The sequence below is a fragment of the Pseudomonas sp. TSRC2-2 genome, from assembly GCF_049897785.1.
GTDB lineage: Bacteria > Pseudomonadota > Gammaproteobacteria > Pseudomonadales > Pseudomonadaceae > Aquipseudomonas.
In genome coordinates this window covers 36,107-59,646 of the sequence record NZ_JAFCWZ010000017.1, presented here as the reverse complement: position 1 = coordinate 59,646, position 23,540 = coordinate 36,107, and the positions used below count along the sequence as shown (strand labels likewise).

The window sequence follows — 23,540 nt, the reverse complement described above, 5'->3', positions numbered from 1 at the left end:
GCGATGAGCCCTGCTGAACCGGTCACAGGTTTGATTCTTTCCGGCGGCGGGGCTCGGGCGGCTTATCAGGTCGGGGTGCTGGCGGCGATTGCCGAGTTGCTGCCGGTAGGCGCGGACAATCCGTTTCCGGTGATCGTCGGCACCTCGGCCGGGGCGATCAATGCGGTCAGCCTGGCCAGCGGCGCCACGGATTTTCGCGCCGCCATCGAACGCCTGACCCAGTTCTGGCAGGGCTTTCGCAGCCACCGCGTGTTGCGCAGCGACTGGCCCGGCGTCATCCATCAGGCCAGCCGTTTCGTCAGCCACAGCCTGCTCGGCCTCGGTCGGCAGATGCCGGTGGCGCTGCTCAACAGTTCGCCGCTGCGCCAACTGCTCGAGGAAAAACTGCACCTGCCCGGCATCGCCGAATCCATCGCAGGCAAGCAGTTGCACGCGGTGGCGGTGACCGCATTCGGCTACGAGTCGGGGCAAGCGGTCACGTTCTATCAGGGCGGTGGCACTATCGACGCCTGGCTGCGGCACCGACGCATCGGCGTGCCGACGCAACTGTCGGTCGATCACCTGCTGGCCAGTTCGGCGATTCCGCTGTTGTTCGCACCGGTGAAAATCGCTGAGGAATATTTCGGTGACGGCGCAGTGCGTCAGTCGGCGCCGATCAGTCCGGCACTGCACCTGGGCGCCAGTCGCGTGCTGGTGGTGGGCGTCAGCGGCAACCCGCGCGGCGTTGATCCGCAGCAGCCGCAGGAGCGCGCCTACAGCGGCCAGCAACCGACGCTGGCGCAGATTGGCGGGCACATGCTCAACAGCACGTTCATTGACAGCCTGGAGAGCGATATCGAGTTGCTGCAGCGTTTGAATCAGTTCAGTCATTTGCTTCCCGACGGCACACCAACGCGTGCACTGGGCGTGGCGCCTGTGGAGGTGCTAGTGATTGCGCCGAGTCAGCCGATCGATGAAATCGCCGCGCGGCATCGCCAGGAACTGCCAGCGGCGTTGCGCCTGTTTCTGCGCGGGCCGGGGGCGACGAAGACCAGTGGGGCGGGGGTGCTCAGTTATCTGCTGTTCGAGGCGGGGTATTGCAGCGAGTTGATCGAATTGGGGCGGCGGGATGCGTTGGCCAAGCGTGAGGAGCTTTGCCGGTTTCTGCGGATATCCGAAGCGGTGGCCCCGGCCTGAAATTGCGGTGAGCCTATTCACGAGCAAGCTCGCTCCCACAGGGTTTTGCATTGAATGCAAAATTTGCAATCAACATAGAGCCACTGTGGGAGCGAGCTTGCTCGCGAAGGCGTCCTTGCGGACACCGCCGAATCAGAAGTGGAACTTGACCAGGAAGCTGGTGGTGCTCTGATCGGTCTTGAAGTACTGGCTGTCCTTGATCCCGTACTTGTCCGACCAGTAGTCATACTCGACACCGACATACAACTGCTTCTCGCCGAAATTCAGCGCCTTGCCCAAGTCATATTTGACCTGCGGGTTGAAGTGCAGGTTGGCGTGGTAGTCGCCCTTGGAGTTGGAGTCGTTGTCGACCACCCAGTCCATGAAGCCGTCGATGAGGATGTTCGATTTGCCCACTGGAATGGTGTAGGACCAGACCGGGGTGATCTGCCAGACATTGTCACCGGCGCGTGCGCCCTGGGTGTGACGCTGATAGAAGTTCAACTGGAAGTAGTCGAAGCCGGGAATCGCCAGGTCGAAGCCCGGACCGATCAGGTACGCCTCGGTATCGCCTTCACCGAACTCGTAGGTCATGGCCAGCAACACGTCGGTCACCGGGCCGAAGGCCAGTTTCTGATCGAAGATCTTGCCGAACGACAGGCGCGGGCTGAGCTCGCCGTAGTAGGTGTTGGAGCCGACGCCGCCGTCATCCTTGCCGTTGTAGAAGATCTTGTCGATGAACAGGAAGTTGTCCCCATACTTCCAGGCATCGGCGTGCTCGAAAGTCACGGTCTGCTGAATGCGCGGGTTGACCTGGAAGTCCTTGCCATACAGATAGGTCAGGCTGTTGTTCTGCCACTGCAGCAGGCCCTCGGCCATTGCCTGGCCGCCGGCGAACATCGATCCGGCCAGCATCAGGCTGGTGCACATACGTTTCATTCGGTTGCTCCCAAAGTAGGTGTTCCACGTTATTTTTTTTGAGATCGGCGCTCTGATGTGGCGCCTTTTTTCGTGCCGCAAATTTCATCCGATCGGTCAGCTTTGAATGCTCGTAGCAAAAGCTGCGCCAAGGCTTTCGAAAAACCAAAAAACGCCCGTTCGGCTGCTGAAAAACAGTCGACGAGCGTGTTTTCGGGAGGCCTCAGAACTGACCAGGGCCGGGATAAGTTGGCTTTTCGGTCAGAAATTAAATCCGGGCTTTTTTTTAGACCGAATTCGGAAGGCCGCGGAGAATACTGACTCCTCGGCTTGTGCTCAAGTGCTCCGCAACAGAGCACCGACGGCAGACATGGCGCACGGTTGCGGGCCATCTCAGAAGTGCACCTTCAACAACAGGCTCGCGGTGTTCTGGTTGGTGTCGAACGAGTGGGTGTTTTCGATGCCGTACTTGTTCTTCCAGTAGCTGTACTCGGTGCCGACGTACACCTGCTTCTGGCTCCAGCCCAAGGCTTTGCCCAGGTCGTATTTGATCTGCGGGTTGATGTGCAGGTTGGCGTGGTAGGTGCCGCGCGAGTTCTCATCATTGTCGACGACCCAGTCGAGGTAACCGTCGATCAGCACATCGGAATTGCCCAGCGGGAAGCTGTAGGACCAGGCGGGGGTGATCTGCCAGACGCCGTCGCCGGGGCGCGGGCCTTCCGTCTGGCGGCGATAGAAGTTCAGTGTGACGTAGTTGAAACCGGGCACTTTCAGATCGAAGCCGGGGCCGATCAGATACGCCTCGCTTTCGCCTTCACCGTACTCGTAGGTCATTGCCAGCAACACGTCCTTGATCGGGCCGAACTCGATCTTGCGGTCGAGGATCTTGCCGAACGACAGGCGCGGACTGAATTCGCCATAAAAGGTGTGCGGACCTTTGTTGGTGTCTTCCTTGCCGTTGTAGAAGATCTTGTCGACAAACAGAAAGTTGTCGCCGTACTTCCACTTGTCGGCATGCTCGAAAGTGACCGTCTGCTGATACGACGGGTTGATCGCGAAATTCTTGCCGTACAGATAGCTGAGACTATTGGTCTGCCACAGCAGCAGATCGCCGGCCATGGCCTGACTCGCGGCCAGCAGGCCGCCACTCAACAGAACGCTGGTTTGCGTGCGGATCATCGGTTGCTCACTCTTGTTTTTATTGTTTGAGGCAGGGGGTTGCATGTCACTTGTGGGAGCGAGCTTGCTCGCGAAAGCGGCGGGTCATTCAACAGTGATGGCGACTGACCGGGCCTCTTCGCGAGCAAGCTCGCTTCCACAGGTTGTGTGAAGATTTCAATCAGTGCGCATGGCAATCGTTGATCGCTGCACGCTCTTTGCCGCCGAGGATGTTGAACAACAGATTCAGGGTCAGCGCGCTGAGGGTGGCCATGGCGATGCCGCTGTGCGTGATCGGGCTCATCCACATCGGCAGGTGAGCGAAAAACTCCGGACGCACCACCGGGATCAGACCCATGCCGATGCTCACCGCGACCAGCAACTGGTTGCGGCGGTCACCGATGTCGGCTTCCTGAAGGATCTTGATCCCGGTCGCCGCAACCATGCCGAACATCGCAATCGCCGCACCACCGAGCACCGCCGGTGGAATCGACGCCACCAGAAACGCCGCTTTCGGCAACAGGCTGAGGACGATCAGCAGACCACCGGCGACGATGGTTACCGAACGGCAACGCACGCCGGTCATCTGCACCAGGCCGATGTTCTGCGCGAAGGAGGAATGGGTGAAGGTATTGAAGAAACCGGCAAAGAACGACGCCCCGGCATCGCACAACAGGCCACGGCGCAGCATGCGCGGGCAGACTTCCTGACCGGTGATCTTGCCCAGCGCGAGGAACATCCCGGTCGACTCAACGAAGATGATCACCACCACCAGGCACATCGACAGAATCGGCGCGAGCTCGAACTTTGGCATGCCGAAATGCAGCGGCGTGACGAACTGAATCCACGGCGCGCTGGCCATTCCACTGAGGTCGACCATGCCGATCACGCCGCACAGCACGTAGCCCAGGCACATGCCGATCAGCACGGAAATGTTCACCCAGAAACCGCGCATGAAGCGGTGAACGAGCAGGATGGTGGCCAGCACCAGCGCGGCGATGGCCAGATAGATCGGCGAGCCGAATTGCGCGGCGTCGACACCACCACCAGCCCAGTTCACGGCCACGGGGAAAAGCGATAAACCGATCGAGGTGATGACCGTGCCGGTCACCAGCGGCGGGAAGAAACGCACGACTTTGGACATGAACGGTGCGATCAGCATGCCAAAGAAACCGGCGGCGATCGTCGCGCCGAAGATGCCTTGCAGGCCGATACCGGGCATGCCGGCCATGGCGACCATGCTGCCGACTGCGGCGAAACTGGCGCCCATCATCACCGGCATGCGAATGCCCATCGGGCCGATGCCCAGCGATTGCACGATGGTAGCGATGCCGGCGACCAGCAGGTCGGCGTTGATCAGGAAGGCGATTTCTTCACGACTCAGGCCAGCGGCCTGTCCGATGATCAGCGGCACCGCGATGGCGCCACCGTACATCAGCAGAACATGTTGCAGACCGACCAGGATCAGTTGCAAAAGGGGCAAACGCTGAATGGCGGGTGCGTCGGGGATGCGCGCTTTGGACAGCTCGGACATGCAACACCTCGGATCTTTTTTATTCTTGTGATTAACAGCTGCCGGGTTGCTTGCAGCTGTTTCTTTGCATCAGGCAGACCTGTGGGAGCGGGCTTGCTCGCGAAGGCGCCGTTTCACTCAACATCAATTTGTCTGATCGACCGCTTTTGCGAGCAGGCTCGCTCCCACAGGGTTTGACAGTGTCCTTGTGGAAGCGAGCCTGCTCGCGAAGCTTTTACTGCTTAGTTGGTCTGCGCTCCCTGAGCGATCCATGCACCGATCAGGTCACGTTCCTGCTGGGTCATCTGGGTGATGTTGCCCAGTGGCATGATCTGCGTGGTGATGGCTTGCGCCTGGATGCGCGCCGCGTTCTGGCGAATCTGCTCCGGGGTGTCGAGTATCACACCCGCTGGCGCTGCGCTGAACAACGGGCTGGTCGGCTTCGACGAATGACAAACCGTGCAACGCTCTTGAATCACGTGATGCACTTTGTCGAAGCCGGGACCGGCGTTGGAGGCTTGCGCCGGTGCTGAGGCAGGCTCGGCAGGTTGCGCCGCTTCAGCCGGTTTCGCGCCACCGCCCAGTGCCGTTTCCGGCAGCGGTTGGTACTCGATTTTCGCTGGAGCTTTCGCCACTTCAGGTGCGTTCGACATCGGCATCGGACCGGTGACGTAAGCCAGGCAGATCATGCCCACCGCTGCCACCGGCAGGGTCCAGGCAAACTTGTGGCTGTCGTGACGGGTATTGAAGTAGTGACGCACCAACACTGCCAACACCGCGATCCCGGCCAGGATCAACCAGTTGTACTGGCTGCCGTAGGTGCTCGGGAAGTGGTTGCTGATCATGATGAACAGCACCGGCAGGGTGAAGTAGTTGTTGTGTCGCGAACGCAGCAGGCCCTTGGCCGGCAGCGCCGGGTCCGGCGTACGGTTTTCAGCGATTGCTGCAACCAGTGCGCGTTGCGCCGGCATGATGATGCGGAACACGTTACCGACCATGATGGTGCCGATGATCGCGCCGACATGCAGGTACGCACCACGACCGCTGAACACTTTGCTGAAGCCATACGCCGCGCCGATGATCAGCACGAACAGGATGAAGCCCAGCAGAGCGGGGCGCTTGCCCAGTGCCGAGTCGCAGAGGAAGGAGTAGATGAACCAGCCGACGAACAGCGAGCCAAGACCGATGGCCACGCCTTCCGGACCGCTCAGGGTGCTGCCCGGTGCGAGCAGGTAGAGCGTCGGATTGGAATAGAACACCACGCACAGCAGCGCGATCCCCGACATCCAGGTGAAGTAGGCTTCCCACTTGAACCAGTGCAGGTTGTCCGGCATGGACGGAGGGGCCAGTTTGTATTTTTCCAGGTGGTAGATGCCGCCGCCGTGGATCGCCCACAGATCACCGGCCAGACCGGTTTTGGGGTTGACGCGGTTGAGGTTGTTCTCCAGCCAGACGAAGTAGAACGACGCGCCGATCCAGGCCACGCCAGTGATCATGTGAACCCAGCGCACGCTCAGGTTCAGCCATTCCAACAGATGTGCTTCCACAGTCTTTACCTCTCGCCTGTCACTCTTGTTGTCGAGTGATCAGACCTTCTCTTATTGGTGGGGGGCGAGGATCAAACGCTCATCCTCTTTGAAAAAATGCTCATCGCAGTTATTGCCTGTGCCACTGCGATCAACCACCAGGAAGTCATCCCGCTTTTCGATCGTCAGCACCGGGTGGTGCCAGACGCCGCGATGGTAATTGATGCCCTGCCTGCCGTTGGTGACGAAGGCGCGGACCAAGCCTGATACAGGTTCATCGCCAACTGGCGCGACCACGATCAGAAAGGGGTTGCCGAGCAGCGGAATGAAAGCCTGGCTGCCCAGCGGATGGCGTTCCAGCATGCAAACGGTCAGCGGCATGTCCTGCGCGTCGGCGCGGAAAATGCTGATGATCGCGTTGTCCTCAGGCTGTGCGGTTTCGACCGTCGCCAGTTTGTGGAAGCGCATGGTCGAACCGTTGTTGATCATGAAGTGATCGCTGCCGTCGGTTTCGATCACGTCACCGAAAGGGGCGAAGGCTTCTTTGGTCAGCGGTTCAATCGTCAGTGTGCGCATGCTGTTCTTCTTTTTCGTTGAGGAATCGTTCCCACGCTCTGCGTGGGAATGCAGCCCGTGACGCTCCGCGTCACATCCAAAGCGGACGCAGAGCGTCCAGTGATGCATTCCCACGCGGAGCGTGGGAACGATCAGTGCGGTGTTATTTAGCGACCTTGCCCAATACACGCAGGCGACTCACACCACCATCCGGGAACACGTTGAGGCGGATGTGGGTGATCGGGCCGAGTGCCTTGATCTGCTCGACGAAGGTATGTTCGGCGTGCATTTCCAGCTTCTGGCTTGGCAGCAGTTCGCGCCAGAACAGCGACTGGGTTTCGATCTGGCTGTCGGTGCCGCCCTTGACGAACGCGCCCTGGATCGAGCAGGTGTCGGGGTAGTTGCCTTTGAAGTGCAGGGTGTCGACGACGATTTTTTCGATCTCGCCCGGATGACCCAGCGCGACGATGACCCAGTCATTGCCCGGCGTGCGACGGCGCGCGGTTTCCCAGCCGTCGCCCATGTTGATGCCACGGCCCGGGTTGAGGATGTTGCTCATGCGGCCGAAGTGTTCGTCGGAGCAGGCGAGGGCGCGTCCACCGTTCAAGGCTGCAGCCAGGTCGACCTGTTCGTTGTCGCCTACTGCCGACCAATCGCGGAACGGAACGCCGTACACACGCAGACGCGCAACGCCGCCGTCCGGGTAGATGTTGAAGCGCAGGTGGCTGAACGCTTTGTCGTTGCTGATTTCGTGGTAGTGGTGGCTGTTGCCCTGCAACTCGACGGCCGACAGCACTTCGGTCCACTGGGTGTTTTCATCCGGCTCGCCCGAGGCCAGGAAGCACGCTTCCAGCGAGGCCGACGGCGGGTAGTTGCCGGTGAAGAATGAAGTGTCGATGTCCACGCCTTTGATCGAGCCCGGTACGCCGAGACGGATCACCGCGCTGTCGAAACCTTCGAAGCGCTTGCGGCGCGACTCCCAGCCGTCCATCCACTTGCCGTTGTCATCGAACACGCCCTCCTTCCATACGGCCGGGGTCGGCTGAAACAGACGATTGGCGTCTGCGAACCAGTCATCGGTGACCGAAATGATTTTGGTGCCCAGACGGGCATCGGCCAGGTTGACGTATTTTTCGAAAGGTACGGCGTAAGCTTTCATTCTTCTTGTCTGCCTTTGAATTAGTGGCTGGGGATGCTTGCAGGGCCCTGGGCGTTCACGCGTTCATTCACGCTCGGGCCAAGCTTGCTAAAGAGTCAGTAAACGGAACAGGGCAATCTTGTTGATCTCCGCCAGCGCGCATTTGAACTCGGCTTCCACCGAATTGTTGATGCGCGTTTCGAACGCCGCGAGGATCTGATGCCGGTTGCTGCCTTTTACCGCCATGATGAAGGGAAACTTGAACTTGGCTTTGTAGGCGTCGTTCAGCTCGGTGAAGCGCTGGAACTCTTCGGCCGTGCATTGGTGAATACCGGCGCCAGCCTGTTCGTTGGTGCTGGCTTCGGTCAGTTGGCCCTGGACGGCGGCTTTGCCGGCCAGGTCCGGGTGAGCGTTGATCAGGGCCAGCTGACTGGCGTGATCGGCGCTCAACAGGATATCGCTCATGCGTTGGTGCAGGGTTTCGATCTCGTCGATCGAAGCGTCCGCACCGAGGTCGTAGGCCTTTTCGGCCACCCATGGCGAGTGTTCGTAGATGTCGGCGAAGGCGTTGACGAAAGCGTCGCGGCTCAAGGTCGACGGTTGCAGGGTTTGAAAGCGGCTCATTTTGCAGTCCCTTGGTACGGGTGGGTTTCGTGCCAGTGACGCGCGATGTCGACGCGACGGCTGAACCACACCTGTTCATGACTTTTGGCGTATTCGATAAAGCGCTTGAGCGAAGCGAGGCGACCGGGGCGGCCGATCAGCCGGCAGTGCAGACCGATCGAGAGCATTTTCGGCGCTTCGGCACCTTCGGCGTAAAGCACGTCGAACGCGTCTTTGAGGTATTCGAAGAAATCGTCACCTTTGTTGAAACCCTGCACCTGGGTGAAGCGCATGTCGTTGGTGTCGAGGGTGTACGGAATCACCAGATGCGGCTTGCCGGTCGGGTTGTTCGGTTCCCAGTAGGGCAGGTCATCGTCGTAGGTGTCGCAGTCGTAGAGGAAACCGCCTTCTTCCATGACCAGGCGACGGGTGTTCGGCCCGGTGCGTCCGGTGTACCAGCCCAGCGGGCGTTCGCCGGTGAGTTCGGTGAGGATGCGGATCGCTTCGAGCATGTGCTCGCGTTCCTGCGCTTCATCCATGTACTGGTAGTCGATCCAGCGGTAGCCATGGCTGCAGATTTCGTGACCGGCTTCGACCATCGCGCGGATCACATCCGGGTGACGCTGAGCGGCCATGGCCACGGCGAAAATGGTCAGCGGAATATCGAATTCCTTGAACAGTTTCAGAATGCGCCAGACGCCGGCACGGCTGCCATACTCGTAAAGCGATTCCATGCTCATGTTGCGCGCGCCTTGCAGCGGCTGCGCGGCGACCATTTCGGACAGGAAGGCTTCGGATTCCTTGTCGCCGTGGAGAATGTTGCGCTCGCCACCTTCTTCGTAATTGAGTACGAAGGACAGGGCGATCCGGGCATTGCCCGGCCAGTGTGGGTGAGGAGGGTTACTGCCGTAACCGATCAGGTCGCGTGGGTAGTCAGCGCTCACTGCAGTCTTCCTTCTTGTACGTTGACAGATTGGTGTGGCGGCCTGGCAGGCTGGCGTCACAGCGATGGGCTGATTGTATACAACTTTATTTGCATTTTGTAAGCCTGAATTTTCGCATTTCTCACCGGCTGTCATCTTTTGCTGTTAACGGTTCAAGCCTGCAAGAAACCTGCCTGACCGGTCAGCTAATGAATGGAAGGTTCAATGTTCAGGCGCTTTGTCTGCCGATTGGCGATAAAAGCCCGGATGGCGGGGCCGAGGCGAAAAATGTCGTTTTTATTGTGTACAATTTTTTTCAAAAGTGTCTTAATCAGTCGCTCGCCGCAGTGTTTCGTGCTCCGAAACGGTGCGGTCTCCTTTCAACTGACTTCGGGAGGCGCGAAGTCTGACTGCTCCAAGCAGGCAGGCGCGCAGAATCAATGGGACGTTTGACTACTCACGTTTTGGACGCTGCACACGGTTGCCCGGGCAGTTCGATCAAGGTCGAGCTGTACCGCGTCGAAGGATCGCACCTGGAATTGGTCGCCAGTGCGGTCACCAACAGCGACGGCCGGGTCGATGCGCCGCTGCTGCAAGGCGATGACTATCGCACCGGGGTTTATCAGGTTCAGTTCCATGCAGGCGATTACTACCGCGCCCGCGGTGTCCAGTTGCCGGAGCCGGCGTTTCTGGATGTGGTGGTGCTGCGTTTCGGCATCTCTGCCGAGCAGGAGCACTACCACGTGCCCCTGCTGATTTCGCCTTACAGCTATTCCACGTATCGGGGCAGCTGACCCCAAGCAGCAGCCCCCACCGGGAAGCGACTGCGCATATAGCTTCTTTGGTCTTTCGCCCGCTCACACTGCGGGCTTTTTTTCGACTGGCCGCCCCTTCAGCTTCCCCTGACAATAAACAACGTTGTCTGCCCCAACGCGTCCGTTTGTACGCCACCGCGCAACCACACCGCTTCGCGTGTATCGCTGGCGTCGGCACGCCTGTGCTCCAGCCCGGCATCGTCGAGTGCGCTCGGCGGATAAACCTTCAGCGCGAATATCCGATCTATGCCGGCACGATGAAAGCGCAACTCATGCCTCGATTCCTCCGTTGCGGTGCGTTCGATGACATAGCCCTCAGCAGCCAGCACCTCGCTGAACAGTCGTTGCAAGCGGGTCGTCGAGGGCTGGCTGGCGAAGCGGTTCCAGTGTTGGGCGAATCGTCCGGGGTCAAGATCCAGGCGGCGCAGATGGTCTTGCTTGTTGGAGAGGGACAGGCCAGTTGTGGCGGGCTGGTTGTGTAACATCAGCAGCGGGTCGGCCAGCCCCACTGGCGGTGCCTGTTCCGCATCTCTACGGGACCAATAGCGCAGGACCTGATTCAGCACGGCCAATCCCGAGCCGGTGATGACTTCAGAGTGACTGGCCTGATTGAACAAGGCCCGGGCCAATGCGCTGACAGAACGGTCCGCAAGAGATTTGAACGTTGTGGCGATGTATCGGGTGATCGGCATTGCAAAGGGAGCGGGATCATCGAGCACCGTCCATTGATTGTTTCGGTTAACGACGAACTTCGGTTGCAGTGACGGGTGATCGCGCAGCATGGATTCGAAGGCGTCGTACAGGGCAGGTGAAAACAGCGGGTGTTGCAGGTATGCCAATGATGGTTGGGCATTCAGGTCCTGCTGCACGATCGGGTAGTGCTGGCCGTCTATTTCAATGTACTGCCCCAGCGTTGGGCGGCTGCTGCGGCCCCAGTTTCGCCAGAGTCCGAAACGCAGATTCGTCGCCTCAGGGTTGGCCGATAGCAGGCTGGCAGCCAGTGCTTCGCCGGGATCGGTGGGGACGGGGCCAGAATCATCGCGCGCCGCTTTGCGCCGCCACAGTCGTGTTCCCGGAACCGGTTCGAACAGCAGGGCGAAATCAGTGCGGCGCGTCGCCGAGCTTTGCTGATACTCGCCGGTGCTGTTCTTGCGCACCATGACCGTTCCTTGCGCCGTATCGACATACGTCTTGCGGTGCTTGTCATAGCGGATGCCGTCGAGGTTATCCAGGGGCGATGAGAGACGGGCTGCGTCAGCCGCTGCCAGGTAAATTGGCTGATCAATCTCCGTGTACTGATCTTCGCGCTGTGGATCTTGCGTCAACCAGTCCGGTATTTCGACGTTCCACAGCGGTTGCCGTTCTGCCTTGATCAGCACGGACGCTGGCAGCGTGGATGCGTCTGGTCCACCGGCAGAATCAGCCTGTTCATTTGCGTGGTGGCTGTTTTGCAGATCGAGACGAGGCCGTTCCGGTACGTCATTTATCGGGTGCAGGGTTATCGGTGAAATATCAGCGGGAGTGACTCCCGCCCCGCGCTTGGGTGGTTTGTTCATGGATGCTCAACCCTCACGCACGATGAAAAGTGTCCGGGTGTCGGCTGACAGCCGTTGCACGCCGCCTACCAGATGAGCGACTTCAACCTGGCTCAGGTATTGATCAAGATGACGTTTGTTATCTGCGCCAAGCCCTGCGAGAAAATCCGGATCGGCGAAGTTGGAGCCGGGGGCGGTGTAGCGAGGGACTTGGTCACCACTGACCATCGGAAGTTTCAAGATGAATAACCCGGCAATACCTGGACGGTGGAAGACCAGAGCGTTTTCAACAAGCATATCTACCGGCGGCGCGACGCTGTAGCCGTTGTCTTGCAGAAGGTTGATGAAAAGCGCACGCAGATTGAGTGCATTCGGCTGTGCGGTATAGGTGGCCCATTGTGCAGGGAATTCGCTCGGATCGAAGTCCAGACGCTGCAGCACACTGGAGTTGTAGTCTGGCAACGCCAGCAGTCCTGCGCCTGCCGTGCTGCCGGGCGCAGTGGACAGTTTCGGTAGCATCAGCAACGGTTCGGCAAGGCCGAATCCCGGTGCTACGTTATTCACCCTGTCGAGCCAATGGCGATACGTCAATGACACCACGGAAAGACCGTCGCCGTTTATGCCTGTGGGCAGAGAGGCGCGATCGAACACGGCACGGGCGAGGTTGCTGCTCGAACGCTCTGACAGGTGTCTGAATGCGGTGGCGACGTATTGGCTCGGGGACATTTCAAACGGCGGATAGCCATCCAGAACCTGCCAGTGGCCGTCGCGTTTGCGCGCCCACATCGGCTGCCGCGACGGCTCATCGCGCAACATGCCTTCGAAGGCATCGAACCTGTCCGGGGTAAAGCCCGGATGCTGCACATACACCAGGCCGCTTTCACTGCCCAGGTTTTGTGCAAGGATCGGGTAGTGCAGCCCGTCTATTTCGATAGATTCGCCTGAATCGGGGCGGTTCGATCTGCCCCAGTTTTGCCAGAGGCCGGCGGAAAGGTCCAGAGCGGCGGTCTGGCGCGATACAAGATTCTCGATCAGCGTGCTGGCGTCGCTCAACTCAGGCGACCGTTGTGCTGCGGGCATGCTTTGCGTGGAATGGAGCGCCGATACTGCAGCGGACTGCGCTACGTCGATTTCACGCCAGAGTGTCGAGCCTGGAATCTGCTCGACTTTTCTTCCGGTCGGCGTCGATTCGCCAGCATAGGTCTGACGCCAGCCATCGGCGCCGTAGCCGATCATGACGATGCCTTCGTGCAGTTCGACGTAGGTTTTGTTGCGCTTGTCGTAAAGAAAACCCTCTTCGCTGTCTCGCTTGCGTTTCAGTTGGGTGGCGAATACGGGATTGATAAAAATCGTCTCCGACGAACCTTCGCTGTTGGATGGGCTGTGCGATGCAGGCGGCTCGCTGGCAAGAGCATGCTGTTGTATTGAATCGGTGGCGCGGGCCATGCTCGGCGAAGTGTCAGCAGCGGGGGACTGACTGATGGTGATCGTGGGACGGGTCGCCCCGGTTTCCGGCAAAGCGCTTGCAGTGATCGCGCTCGAGGCGGATTGCTCGCTGGCGCCTGCTGATGTTCCTCCTGTATCTGGTAAGGGGTGGGTCGACGTAGTCGGCGTTTGCGCCGAAGACGGACGAGGGATTTTCTTGGGGGGCTTGGCCATAAAACTGCTCCGATGAACTGCCGATCAGGATGGGCCGGGCAAGCGGGGGCGAGTTTGCGCCTGCCCGATGCTTTGGCTTGAAAGCGTTATGGTCGGCAAAGGGCAGGCGAGGGGTGCGGTACATAGGTATCGCACCGGGCAAGCGTGTTGCCGCGTGTTGCAGGCGTTGACGATCCGCGCCGACACCAGTGAGCGAGGGGGCAAGTGCTGCAAAGGCAACTCAGCGCTCCCGGATGATGAACACCGAGTCCGGATTCGATTCGACCTTCAATACCCCGCCGATCAGCCAGATCACTTTGTCTTGAGTGGCTGCGGTGGTCAGCTCCCGAAACGCGTCGCTGCCGATTCTGCTCGGCAGGCTCGGGTCTGCCAGTTCATTGCCGGGCCTGTGGGACAAGCCCGCCTGGGCAACCGAGCCCAGCTTCAAGAAGTACACCGGGTCACGCCCTGCGCGCCTGAAAACCAACGTCGGCTGGCGGTGTTCGTACGTCAGAGGAAAAAGGTCATAACCGCAGCGAATCAACAGCGCACCGAGCAGGCGCCTGAGGTTCAGATCGCTGGGCCAGGTTTTGTAGTGATTCCATTCGATGGGAAATCTTTGTGGATCGAAGGTCAGCCTTTGCAGTTCGCTGTCCGATTGCGACGGCATGGGAATGAGTTTCTTGCCGCCGACATCGATCGAGGGCGCGATTGCCAGCATATTGAGCGGGTCGGCATAGGCCGGCGCGCTGGGAAACGGCTTCTGCTTCCATTGATGCAGGACCGCCTGGATATTGACCAGACCGGTGCCGGTAATGACGGCTGAATTGTCAGCGAGTTCGAACAGCCTTTTGCCAACCGCCCATGCAGTGGCTGCGGAAAAATCGGGAAAGGTGTTGGCCACTGATTGCGAAATAGGCTCTTCGAAAAAGCGTTTGCCGGGGTGGATTTCACCGGGATCGTTACCGATGCGAAACGTGGCGACCGGTTGCATTGAAGGGGCGGTGCGCAGCATCTGTTCAAACGCCTCGAAGCGAGCCGGCACAAAGTCCGGATGCTGCACGAAATAGACTTTCGGTGTGCGATTGGAGCCAACCGGCACGATCGGGTAATGAAACCAGCCCAGTTGGATTGACTCCAGAGCGGGAGGCTTGTTCAAGTGGCCCCAGGGTAACCAGAAAAACGGCGTCTGCTCGTTCGCTACGCTGGCGTCAGGCGCCGACGGGGGCGCTAGCACCGTCTGCTCGCTGGCATCCAGACGCACGCGTTTGTTGCTGCCGATAGTCGGCTCGGCGGTACGGCGAGGCACGCCAGTTGAAATTCCGGAGTGTGCTTGTGTGGTTTTCCGTCGCCAGAGCAGGCTGTCGGGGATCTGTTCAAACACGATGTCGGGGGCACTTCGGCTTGTCGCCGAGGCATGCTGGTATTCGCCATGCGGATTCTTGCGGACCATCACCGTGCCTTCTTCGGTGTCGACGAAGGCTTGCTTGAGCTTGTTGTAACGGATGCCAGCGGTCGACAGTTCCGCTCGGGTGAGAGTGTTCGCATCCTCAGGCGAAAGGTAGGCGAGGAGGCCGGTATCCGTGGCTGAGGTTCGCGCCTGGCCGGATGGCCAGCCGGGCCGCTGAATATGCCAACTGGCGTGCCCTTCAAGCTTCGTCAGGGACGGGCCGGCCACGCCTGGCGCGAACGTCATCGGCACGTAATAGCGGCCTTGCACATCCTGTTCGACGAGAAAGCGTCCTTCGCCGCCGAGTTGCGCGTAAGTGCGCTGGTCCGGGCCGGTGAACAGTCCGCTGTTTTCGCCTATCGGGGTCAGCTCGCTCAGGCGATTTTCGGGCCAGGCGACGGCATGGCGTGGGACGCTGACTGATTGGGCGGCTGGTCCCGGCATCGTGCTGACGGTGATCACGGCAGGGGCGATGTTTGCAGTACTCGACGAGGCTCTGGTCGAGTCGACGCCGGATAACCCGGTGTCAGGCAGCCTGACGTTGCTGCGAGTACCTGAGCCCGATTGAACAGGTCGGGTGGTAACGGTGGTGTCGGCTGCCGTCGTCACAGCAATCTTTTTCGGTGGTTTGACCATGTGCAATTTACTCATTCGGTTTTGATATCGAGCGCTATCAGGGGCTCGCCGGACTCTTCAGGCGCACGCGCACGCGCACGCGCAGGCGTGGCGCAAAAGTCTGATCCGGAACAGGATGTGGAGGTTGGGTCGTTGCTGTTGAGCGGATGCTGTCAGTGCTGACCAGCGGTCGCCCGCGTCATGCCGGTGGGACATCGAGGGCAGGCGGATTGAAAATGCGCACATCCTGATGGCTGCACCGATTGATGACTTTCAACCTCGAATATTCGACGCGGGATTTGTCGCTACGCAGGATCCAGCGACGGGCGGCAAAGCTGTAACTGAATGCGCCAAAAGCGTTGTCGGCAAAGATGATGTTGCGCACTTTGACCTCTTGGCTCGCCATCGATGCGAAGAGTTCAGGCAGGGCCTCTGCCGCGTCGGGCGCAGCAAAGAACCGCGCATCGAGGCCATCCTGATAGACCCGGTCGAAAGAAAGATCCACCACATGGACGATGCCTTTTTCAGTGATGACGCGGATCTGGTCGATCAGGTCTTCACTTTCATAAACCGGCAGGTGCACCGTGCAGGTACCGATCTGCAATTGGTTGTTTTCCAGTTTGACCTCAACCTTCCCCAGCGCTGTCGCGTCGAGCTCCCAGGTGGATGAGTAAGGCAGCCTGACCACCGCGTTGGCCAGTGCGCCCGGAGTTGTCAGCTTGATGGTCCGGTCGGCGACAAGATGAATCAGGTAGGTACCACCTTCACCCTCCAGTGTTTCCAGTGCTGTCTGGTTGGCTCCGGGCGCAATAACGGCGCATACATTTTTGGCGCTGAGCTTCCACGCTTCGTTTGTTGGTAATTGGTAAGTGAACTGCCGCGCACGAAACTCAAGGGGCAACTTCAGTGCCGTCGTCCAGCACTTGAAGGCATTCGCCTGGTAGTTGTCGTCGGCAGGGGCGGCGTCGGTTTCCGCCGTAAGCTGCGCATTCAGTGCAACGCCGTCGTTGAATATCAGCAGGTACTGGTGACTGGGGCGGGCGGCCATGGTGCGCAGGATCTTGACTATGTTTCTGGGATCCGAACCGCCTCGCGCCCAGGCAAAATGTTGCAGCGTCAGGGTTTTATCACCCAAGTGATAGGTCAGGTCGCAGGCGGCCAGCAGGTCGCTGTTTTTTGCCGATTCCCTGGCGCGGAAATGAGCTTCGACCTTGTTCAGTTCGTTGCTGGCGTAATCGAGGTGAATACAGGTAATGACGTCGGGTCGTTCGGCCGAATAAAACGTAGTGCTTTGCCCGGCGCGCGGCAGAAAATAACGCGCTTCATGCTGATGCAGGATCCAGCATTCAGGGTTGTAATGAATGACCGGCTTCGCAGGCTTGCCGTGTTTCAGGATGAGCACTTCGATATCGACCGTCTCGCCGCTTTCGATTGTTTCCGGCAGGTCCGGTCGCAACACATAGCCGTCATGGGTCAGGAACGTCAGTTTGTTGTTTTTCAAGCGGCGCTGTTTGTTGATCGTTTCATAGACTTCATGGATGAAGACCACGCATTTGGGCCTGTCGAGAAACTCGAATCCTGACGTAATGACCAGCGAGTTCTTTTCAATGGCCCAGCTTTCGATCAGGCTGATTCGCCATGCAAATTCGATGGTACTTTCCTGCTTACCGTCTTCGATGATGCAAAAACGACCGTCCTGATGAGCGATGAAGTATTCATCGATACCTTCTTCTCCCGAAGCAATCGCATCTTTGTGCAGCAACCGGATTTGATCGTTGCCGGCACCCGCTTTTATCGTGTCGCGGCCGCGGGATTTGATGATGTTACGTTGCTCGGTGCCCGTGACGACGCTTGCCGCACTGTTCAGTGTTTCCACGTTCTCGATGCTTTCCAGAAGGCTGTGGAATGTAAAATCGGCCCCATCGTCGGCATCGGGATTGGGCTTTCTCACTTGCAGCGTGCCGGCCTGCAAGTCGATGTCATGGCCCTGTTGCGTGAACTTGAGGCCATCCAGCGCCAGGGTGTCGTTACCTGCGCCGCCCCTCAACTTCGAATAAGCCGAACCCTCGGCGTTTTTCGAGATGGAATCGCCGGCCGACTGGAATACGAAGCGATCGTCCTTTTCGCCACCGGTCAGGTCTTTTATTCCTGAGCCGTACTGGAAGATATTCGATTTCTTTTCCACGCCTTTGATCGAATCATGGCCATCGCCGAGCAGCCACAAAATACTCTTGTCGTCGCCAGCAACCCCCAGCACCGCGCCGGGGGTGTCCTTGGTGACGCCTTCGCGAGCATCGATGGTGTCATCGCCACCGCGGATCACCGGGACGTTTTCGGTTTCCCAGGCATCGATTTTCGTCCACCAATTGCGTTTCCACACTTGCCTGCTGACCAGATCGACTTCGAACGCGCCGTTGACCACCGCTTCGGTGGAATCCTTCAGATCGACGTCCAGCAATCGGCGGGCATTGCGCTTGAGTTGCTCGGTGTGCTGGATCAGGGTTCTGGCCCGGCTGTAGCGATCCTTGACGCCTTGCTCGACGTCCATCATGCAGAACGAGAAAAAGCCCGAGCGCCAGCGTTCGCCGACGGTGAGTTCGATGTAATCATCGATGTCGTCGACGATGCGTACCGCGCCGTAGATCTGCGATCCAATGGCCAGCATCGCGCCGGCCAGCAGCCCTGCCGGCCCCACGAACGACAACCCTGCCAGCGCAGCGCTACCGAGAATGATCGTCATGGCGGCGCTGGTGATGCTCAAGCCGGCGCTGACGTAATGGTCGATGGCCTCTTTGCCGGTTGCGTTGCTCGCGGCATTCAGCGAGCGGACGGCGGTGTACACATCGAATGGTAATGTCAGTGCTCCGCCAATCAGTCCGCCGGATCGACCGAGCCGCACCGCAAACCTGGTTTTGGCGAAGTCCTTGAAAGCGCTTTGTCCGGCCGTCAGCATCTCGGCGGCGATCTTGCTGACCCCGATGTCGATGGCAATGGAACCCAGTTCCGAGGCAATCCCCACGCTGTTGATCACGACTTCAGCGTTATCACCGGCCTTGACGGCCTGAACCACGCCACGCAAACCCATGAATATGCCGAACGCCTGAAGTCCTACGCTCGAGCCGACGGTCAGGTGCGTCTTGGCCGTGGCAACCCAGCGCCGAGTGTTTTGCGGTAACTGGCTGTGCTGCAAGTCGAGTTTCTGTGCCGAGCCGAGGAGTTTCTTGATCTTGCTGCGGTAATCAGATGAATCGATGTCATCTTGCGGGTTATCGCGGATTAGCGGCGGGGCGGTCAGCGGGCGGCGGCTGGCCATGTCGAAAAGCAAGGTCGGCAACAGGTAGGCATTGCTGCCGCTCGAAGACTTCATGTGCTGTTCGATAGCACTGGCGCTGAACTGCAAGGAGTTGATGAACGATCGTGGGGGAATGCGGAAAAAGGTGTTGTCACGGGTTAAAGGTTGGCCATCCATCGTTGCCCCCAGAGCATCGAGAGAGGCTCGGGTAATCGAGACTTCACCGATCTGGAAAGGGCCGAACACCGAGTCGTTGAATTTCAACTGATCGAGTTTGCTTTTATTCGAACTGGCCGCTGCGTTGTCACTACCGTCGTTGAAATCGATGGTCGAGGCGTTATGTTCATTGGTCTCGATCTTCATATCCGTGATGACGACCGGGTCAGTTTGAATCGAGGCTTCGCTTATCAGGGTGGCCATGTGAACGTCCTTGTTCTGGCGGGTTGTCGTAAAAACACGCCGAGATAGTACGAGGAGCGTTCCAAGCATGTATATCAACGGGTTGTTGCGGTGTATTGCGCGGCCTGCAGGAGAGTCGGGAATTGCCGACAGGCGAGGAGAGCGCCAGCCTGAACTGAACAGTTCAAGTCAGACTGGCGGGGGTTCGATAGACCGCGACGCGGTCAAGGATCTCAGTGGCTGCTGAGCAACGACGCGGCGCCGGCACCGCCGAACAGACCCGCACTGATGCGGTTGAACCAGCTCTGGCCCTTGCCGCTGCGCAGGTAACGCGCGGCGCCGTGGGCCCCGAGGCCGTAGGCCAGTTTGCACAGCAGGTCCAGCACGGTCCAGGTGGCGATCATCACCAGCAGTTGCGGCAGGAAAGGTTGCTCGGCGCTGAGGAACTGCGGCAGGAACGCGGCGAAAAACAGGATGTCTTTCGGGTTGCTCGCGCCCAGCACGAAGGCACGGGTGAACAGTGCGCGAAAGCGTGGCACGGGTGCCGTTTGCGGGACGTCGGCCCCGACCGATGGCTGGCGTGACTGTTGCCAGCTCTGCCAGGCGAGGTAGAACAGATACAGCGCGCCAACGATTTTCAGGGCGCTGAACAGTTGTTCCGAGGCTAGCAGCAATGCGCCAAGCCCCAATGCCGACGCACTGAGCAGGCAGATTGACGCCGTCACACCACCCAGAAATGCCGGGTAGGAACGACGCAAGCCGTAGTTCAGGCTGTTGCTGATCATCAGCAACGAGAGCGGCCCCGGTATCAGGATCACCACCAGTGCAGCACCACTGAACAGCAGCCAGGTTTCCAGACTCATCGTTTTGCTCCTTTGTTGTTATCGAGATGTGCAAAAGCCCCACCCGTAAGGGTGAGGCTGTGTTGAAGCCTGAACCGCGCAGCGCTTACAGAAAGATGAACTTGGCGATGAAGATCGCGCAGAGCACCCACAGGCTGACGGAAATTTCCTTGTACTTGCCGGTACCGGCCTTCAATGCCACGTAGGTGATGAAGCCCAGTGCAATGCCGTCGGCGACCGAAAAGGTCAGCGGCATCATGATCGCGGTGACGATGGCCGGAATCGCGTCAGTGGCTTCGTCCCATTCGATGTGGGCCATGCCGCCCATCATCAGCATTGCCACGTAAATCAGTGCACCAGCGGTGGCATACGCGGGAATCATGCCGGCCAGCGGTGCGAAAAACATCGCCGCTATAAATAGCACACCTACGGTGACGGCGGTAAGACCAGTCCGACCACCAGCGGCGACGCCAGCGGCACTTTCGACATAACTTGTCACTGGCGGAACACCGACCACCGCGCCGAAAACGCTGGAAGCACTGTCGGCTTTCATGGCGCGGGAGAGGTTTTCGATACGACCATCAGGGTTGACCAGGTTGGCGCGCTGGGCCACGCCCATCAGCGTGCCGGCGGTGTCGAACATGTGCACGAAGAGAAAGGCGAGCACCACGCTGATCATGCTGACATTGAATACGCCGGCGACGTTCATCGCCATCCAGGTGGGTGCCAGGCTCGGCGGCGCAGACATGATGCCCTCGTAGTGGACGAGGCCCAGGCCCCAGCCAGCGAGGGTGACAGTGATGATGCTGATCAGGATCGCGCCAAACACGCGGTGATAGCTGAGGATCGCGATCATCAAAAAGCAGATCGCCGCGAGCAGCGGGCCGGGTTCGCGCAGCGAGCCGAGTTTGATCAGCGTGGCCGGGCTGTCGACAACGATACCGGCGGTCTTCAGACCGATCAGGCCCAGGAACAGACCGACCCCGGCGCCCATCGCAAAACGCAGGCTGACCGGAATGCTGTTGAGCAGCCATTCGCGAATCCGCGAAAAGGTCAGGAACATGAACAGCACGCCCGAGACGAACACTGCGCCGAGGGCGGTTTCCCAGTTGTAGCCCATGGTGCCGACGACGGTGTAGGTGAAGAAAGCATTGAGGCCCATACCCGGCGCCAGGCCTACCGGCCAGTTGGCGTAGAGTCCCATCAACAGGCAGCCGAGCGCGGCGGCGATACAGGTGGCGACGAAGGCTGCACCGTGATCAATCCCGGCATCGGCCATGATGTTCGGGTTGACGAAGATGATGTAAGCCATGGTGATGAAGGTTGTCAGACCGGCGATCAGCTCGGTCTTCACCGTGGTGCCATGCAAGCTGAGTTTGAACAGACGCTCCAGCAGGCCATTGCGTAATGGCGGCGTGAGCTCGAGCGGCGGTGCTTCGGATTTGCGGCTTTCCACAGCGAGTACTCCTCAAGAGTTTTATTGTTATTTCCAGGGCCGGACCCATGAGGGGTGGCAGCGGCCCTTTGAGGCATACGCGAATTTGTTGACCGTGTAGTCAGGAACTCGCACGCAGTGGATTATGCTTTTGTGTACAAATAAAGCAAATATTGTTTTTGATTTTGTCTTCAGTTTTTCCGTTGATAGGGATATATGGCCCGCACAGGCTAATGTCGGAGCCAGCCTGCTGGCGATGAGGCCAGCACAGTCAGTCGCTAGCCGCCTGGCTTTTGCCCAGCGCCACATTCACCGCCAGCCAGCCATTCACCGCCGCCTCGCCAGCCTCGGCAAAAACGCGCTCCAGCAATTTCACCTGCTCACGGCGCAGCGCCTGTTCAAACTTTGCGCCTTCTGCGGTCAGCTCAAGCAGGCGCTTACGCTTGTCGGTCTGCGACGCCACGCTGTCGACCAGATGCATTTCCTGCAACTGGCGCAGTGGCATGTTCAGCGCCTGTTTGCTCACGCCCAGCAGGGCCAGCAGCTCTTTCACGCTGAGGTTCGGGTAGCGCGCGATGAAAAACACGATGCGCTGATGCACCCGCGACAGTCCGCGGCGCTCGAGCATTTCGTCCGCCTTGGCAGTGAACGCCTGATAGCCGAAGAAAAACGCTTCCATCGCGTGTTGTTGGCTGGTCGGATTTTTAAGGTCAAGCATGTTGACGTACTCGCTCGCGCTGTCGTAATTTCAGTCAACCAGTTTGACTCATTTTCTGCCTGCCTTGCTACGGTGACCTCCATGGCTTTTTCCGAACGTGTCACGCGCCTTAAAAGTTCTTTGATCCGCGAAATCCTTGCTGCCGCCCAGCGGCCGGAGGTGATGTCGTTTGCCGGTGGCTTGCCCGCCGAGGCCATGCTGCCGAAAGTCGAGTGGGCCGACATGCCGCTTTCGCTCGGCCAGTACGGTATGAGCGAAGGCGAACCGGCGTTGCGTGAAGCCTTGGCGGCGGAGGCGAGGGCGCTCGGACTTGAATGCCAGGCGAGTCAGGTGCTGGTAGTCAGCGGCTCGCAGCAAACCCTGGATCTGGCAGCCAAGCTGTATATCGACAAGGGCACGGAGATCTTGCTCGAAGCGCCGACCTATCTCGCCGCGCTGCAGATATTCCAGCTGTTCGGCGCCGACTGCCTGACCGTTGCGCAAGAGGCTGACGGCCCGGATCTGGCGCAACTGCGTCAGCGCCTGGAGCGGCATCGTCCCGCATTCATCTACCTGATCCCGACATTCCAGAACCCGTCTGCCGTGCGCTACAGCGAAGCCAAGCGTGCCGCCGTCGCTGCGTTGCTTGATGAATTCGGCGTGACGCTGATCGAAGACGAACCCTACCGCGAACTGACGTTCGACGGCGCCAGCGCCAGACCGATCGCCGGCCGCTTGCAAAGCGCCAGCTGGATCTACACCGGCACCGTGTCGAAAACCCTGCTGCCGGGGTTGCGCGTCGGCTATTTGATCGCCAGCCCCGACCTGTTTCCCCATCTGTTGAAACTCAAGCAGTCGGCCGATTTGCACACCAATCGCATCGGCCAGTGGCAGGCGCTGCAATGGATCGGCTCGGAGAAATATCAACAGCATTTAAGCGAGCTGCGCGAGTTTTACCGGCAGCGGCGCGATGCCTTCCAGGCCGTACTGGAACAGCACTTTGCTGACTTGGCAGATTGGGAAACGCCTCAGGGCGGGCTGTTTTTCTGGCTGACGTTAAAGCAACCGCTGGACACGCGATCGTTGCTCAATGAGGCATTGGCCAATGATGTGGCGTTCATGCCGGGTGAGCCGTTTTTTCCCGAGCCGGACGCGCATCACGGACATTTGCGCTTGAATTTCAGCCACATCGATCCAGCGCGGCTGGATGAAGGGTTGAAGCGGTTAGCGGCAGTCGTGCGTCGGGCGCAATTGGAGAGGGCGGCCTGAAAATAACAAACCGGCCTGAGGGCCGGTTTATTTTTGTCTGAGTACTGGCTTGCCAGCGATGGAG

General features: G+C 59.3%; 19 protein-coding genes. 3 read left to right on the top strand and 16 right to left on the bottom strand.

What is annotated here, in order from left to right; genetic code table 11:
- The first annotated feature begins 3 nt into the window (after positions 1 to 3).
- A complete protein-coding gene (locus ACP7D9_RS28075) occupies positions 4 to 1,176 on the top strand; it encodes a patatin-like phospholipase family protein (protein ID WP_426160250.1) in 1,173 nt (390 codons plus the stop codon).
- Between the two features lie 132 nt (positions 1,177 to 1,308).
- Here the strand turns inward: ACP7D9_RS28075 and ACP7D9_RS28070 are convergent, their stop codons facing one another.
- From ACP7D9_RS28070 to puuE, 9 genes are all read right to left on the bottom strand, one after another.
- Entirely contained in the window at positions 1,309 to 2,094 is a 786-nt protein-coding gene (locus tag ACP7D9_RS28070) for an outer membrane protein OmpK (RefSeq protein ID WP_039763795.1), read from the bottom strand.
- A gap of 29 nt (positions 2,095 to 2,123) precedes the next feature.
- A complete protein-coding gene (locus ACP7D9_RS28065) occupies positions 2,124 to 2,465 on the bottom strand; it encodes a hypothetical protein (protein ID WP_157830868.1) in 342 nt (113 codons plus the stop codon).
- Between the two features lies 1 nt (position 2,466).
- The gene (locus tag ACP7D9_RS28060; protein ID WP_426160249.1) at positions 2,467 to 3,252 is read right to left on the bottom strand and encodes an outer membrane protein OmpK; all 786 of its coding nucleotides are present in this window, start codon (positions 3,250 to 3,252) and stop codon (positions 2,467 to 2,469) included.
- A gap of 160 nt (positions 3,253 to 3,412) precedes the next feature.
- Positions 3,413 to 4,765 (bottom strand): nucleobase:cation symporter-2 family protein, encoded by a 1,353-nt coding sequence (locus ACP7D9_RS28055; RefSeq protein WP_042608508.1) that lies wholly within the window; start codon positions 4,763 to 4,765, stop codon positions 3,413 to 3,415.
- A gap of 221 nt (positions 4,766 to 4,986) precedes the next feature.
- Positions 4,987 to 6,291 (bottom strand): urate hydroxylase PuuD, encoded by a 1,305-nt coding sequence (locus ACP7D9_RS28050; RefSeq protein ID WP_101157503.1) that lies wholly within the window; start codon positions 6,289 to 6,291, stop codon positions 4,987 to 4,989.
- Between the two features lie 51 nt (positions 6,292 to 6,342).
- Positions 6,343 to 6,846: an ureidoglycolate lyase gene (locus ACP7D9_RS28045; protein WP_024012211.1), complete on the bottom strand. Its 504-nt coding sequence runs from the start codon at positions 6,844 to 6,846 to the stop codon at positions 6,343 to 6,345.
- A gap of 142 nt (positions 6,847 to 6,988) precedes the next feature.
- Positions 6,989 to 7,984, bottom strand: a complete 996-nt coding sequence (alc, locus tag ACP7D9_RS28040) for an allantoicase (RefSeq protein ID WP_101157501.1) — start codon at positions 7,982 to 7,984, stop codon at positions 6,989 to 6,991.
- Between the two features lie 87 nt (positions 7,985 to 8,071).
- On the bottom strand, positions 8,072 to 8,587 hold the full coding sequence (uraD, locus tag ACP7D9_RS28035) for a 2-oxo-4-hydroxy-4-carboxy-5-ureidoimidazoline decarboxylase (protein ID WP_064364561.1): 516 nt from the start codon (positions 8,585 to 8,587) through the stop codon (positions 8,072 to 8,074).
- A complete protein-coding gene (puuE, locus tag ACP7D9_RS28030) occupies positions 8,584 to 9,510 on the bottom strand; it encodes an allantoinase PuuE (protein ID WP_101157499.1) in 927 nt (308 codons plus the stop codon). Before puuE ends, uraD begins: the two co-directional genes overlap by 4 nt.
- 419 nt (positions 9,511 to 9,929) lie before the next feature.
- Between puuE and uraH the strand changes: the two genes are divergently transcribed.
- Positions 9,930 to 10,283 (top strand): hydroxyisourate hydrolase, encoded by a 354-nt coding sequence (gene uraH / locus ACP7D9_RS28025; RefSeq protein WP_426160248.1) that lies wholly within the window; start codon positions 9,930 to 9,932, stop codon positions 10,281 to 10,283.
- A 98-nt stretch (positions 10,284 to 10,381) separates the two neighbouring features.
- Here uraH and ACP7D9_RS28020 read toward each other — a convergent pair whose 3' ends face one another.
- From ACP7D9_RS28020 to ACP7D9_RS27990, 7 genes are all read right to left on the bottom strand, one after another.
- On the bottom strand, positions 10,382 to 11,860 hold the full coding sequence (locus ACP7D9_RS28020; protein WP_426160247.1) for a hypothetical protein: 1,479 nt from the start codon (positions 11,858 to 11,860) through the stop codon (positions 10,382 to 10,384).
- A 6-nt stretch (positions 11,861 to 11,866) separates the two neighbouring features.
- Positions 11,867 to 13,498 (bottom strand): hypothetical protein, encoded by a 1,632-nt coding sequence (locus tag ACP7D9_RS28015; protein WP_426160246.1) that lies wholly within the window; start codon positions 13,496 to 13,498, stop codon positions 11,867 to 11,869.
- A gap of 220 nt (positions 13,499 to 13,718) precedes the next feature.
- Positions 13,719 to 15,578, bottom strand: coding sequence for a hypothetical protein (locus tag ACP7D9_RS28010; RefSeq protein WP_426160245.1), 1,860 nt, complete (start codon positions 15,576 to 15,578; stop codon positions 13,719 to 13,721).
- Positions 15,579 to 15,741: 163 nt separating this feature from the next.
- Complete coding sequence (locus ACP7D9_RS28005) at positions 15,742 to 19,254, bottom strand: calcium-binding protein (protein ID WP_426160244.1); 3,513 nt, start codon at positions 19,252 to 19,254, stop codon at positions 15,742 to 15,744.
- A gap of 212 nt (positions 19,255 to 19,466) precedes the next feature.
- Positions 19,467 to 20,096: a LysE family translocator gene (locus ACP7D9_RS28000; protein ID WP_313005553.1), complete on the bottom strand. Its 630-nt coding sequence runs from the start codon at positions 20,094 to 20,096 to the stop codon at positions 19,467 to 19,469.
- Positions 20,097 to 20,181: 85 nt separating this feature from the next.
- Positions 20,182 to 21,531: an NCS2 family permease gene (locus tag ACP7D9_RS27995; RefSeq protein ID WP_426160243.1), complete on the bottom strand. Its 1,350-nt coding sequence runs from the start codon at positions 21,529 to 21,531 to the stop codon at positions 20,182 to 20,184.
- 250 nt (positions 21,532 to 21,781) lie between these two features.
- Entirely contained in the window at positions 21,782 to 22,228 is a 447-nt protein-coding gene (locus ACP7D9_RS27990; protein WP_426160242.1) for a MarR family winged helix-turn-helix transcriptional regulator, read from the bottom strand.
- Positions 22,229 to 22,309: 81 nt separating this feature from the next.
- Here ACP7D9_RS27990 and ACP7D9_RS27985 point away from each other — a divergent pair, with 81 nt between their 5' ends.
- Positions 22,310 to 23,476 carry a PLP-dependent aminotransferase family protein gene (locus ACP7D9_RS27985; protein ID WP_426160241.1) on the top strand — a complete coding sequence of 389 codons (1,167 nt, stop codon included), beginning with the start codon at positions 22,310 to 22,312 and terminating at the stop codon, positions 23,474 to 23,476.
- The last annotated feature ends 64 nt before the right edge of the window (positions 23,477 to 23,540 follow it).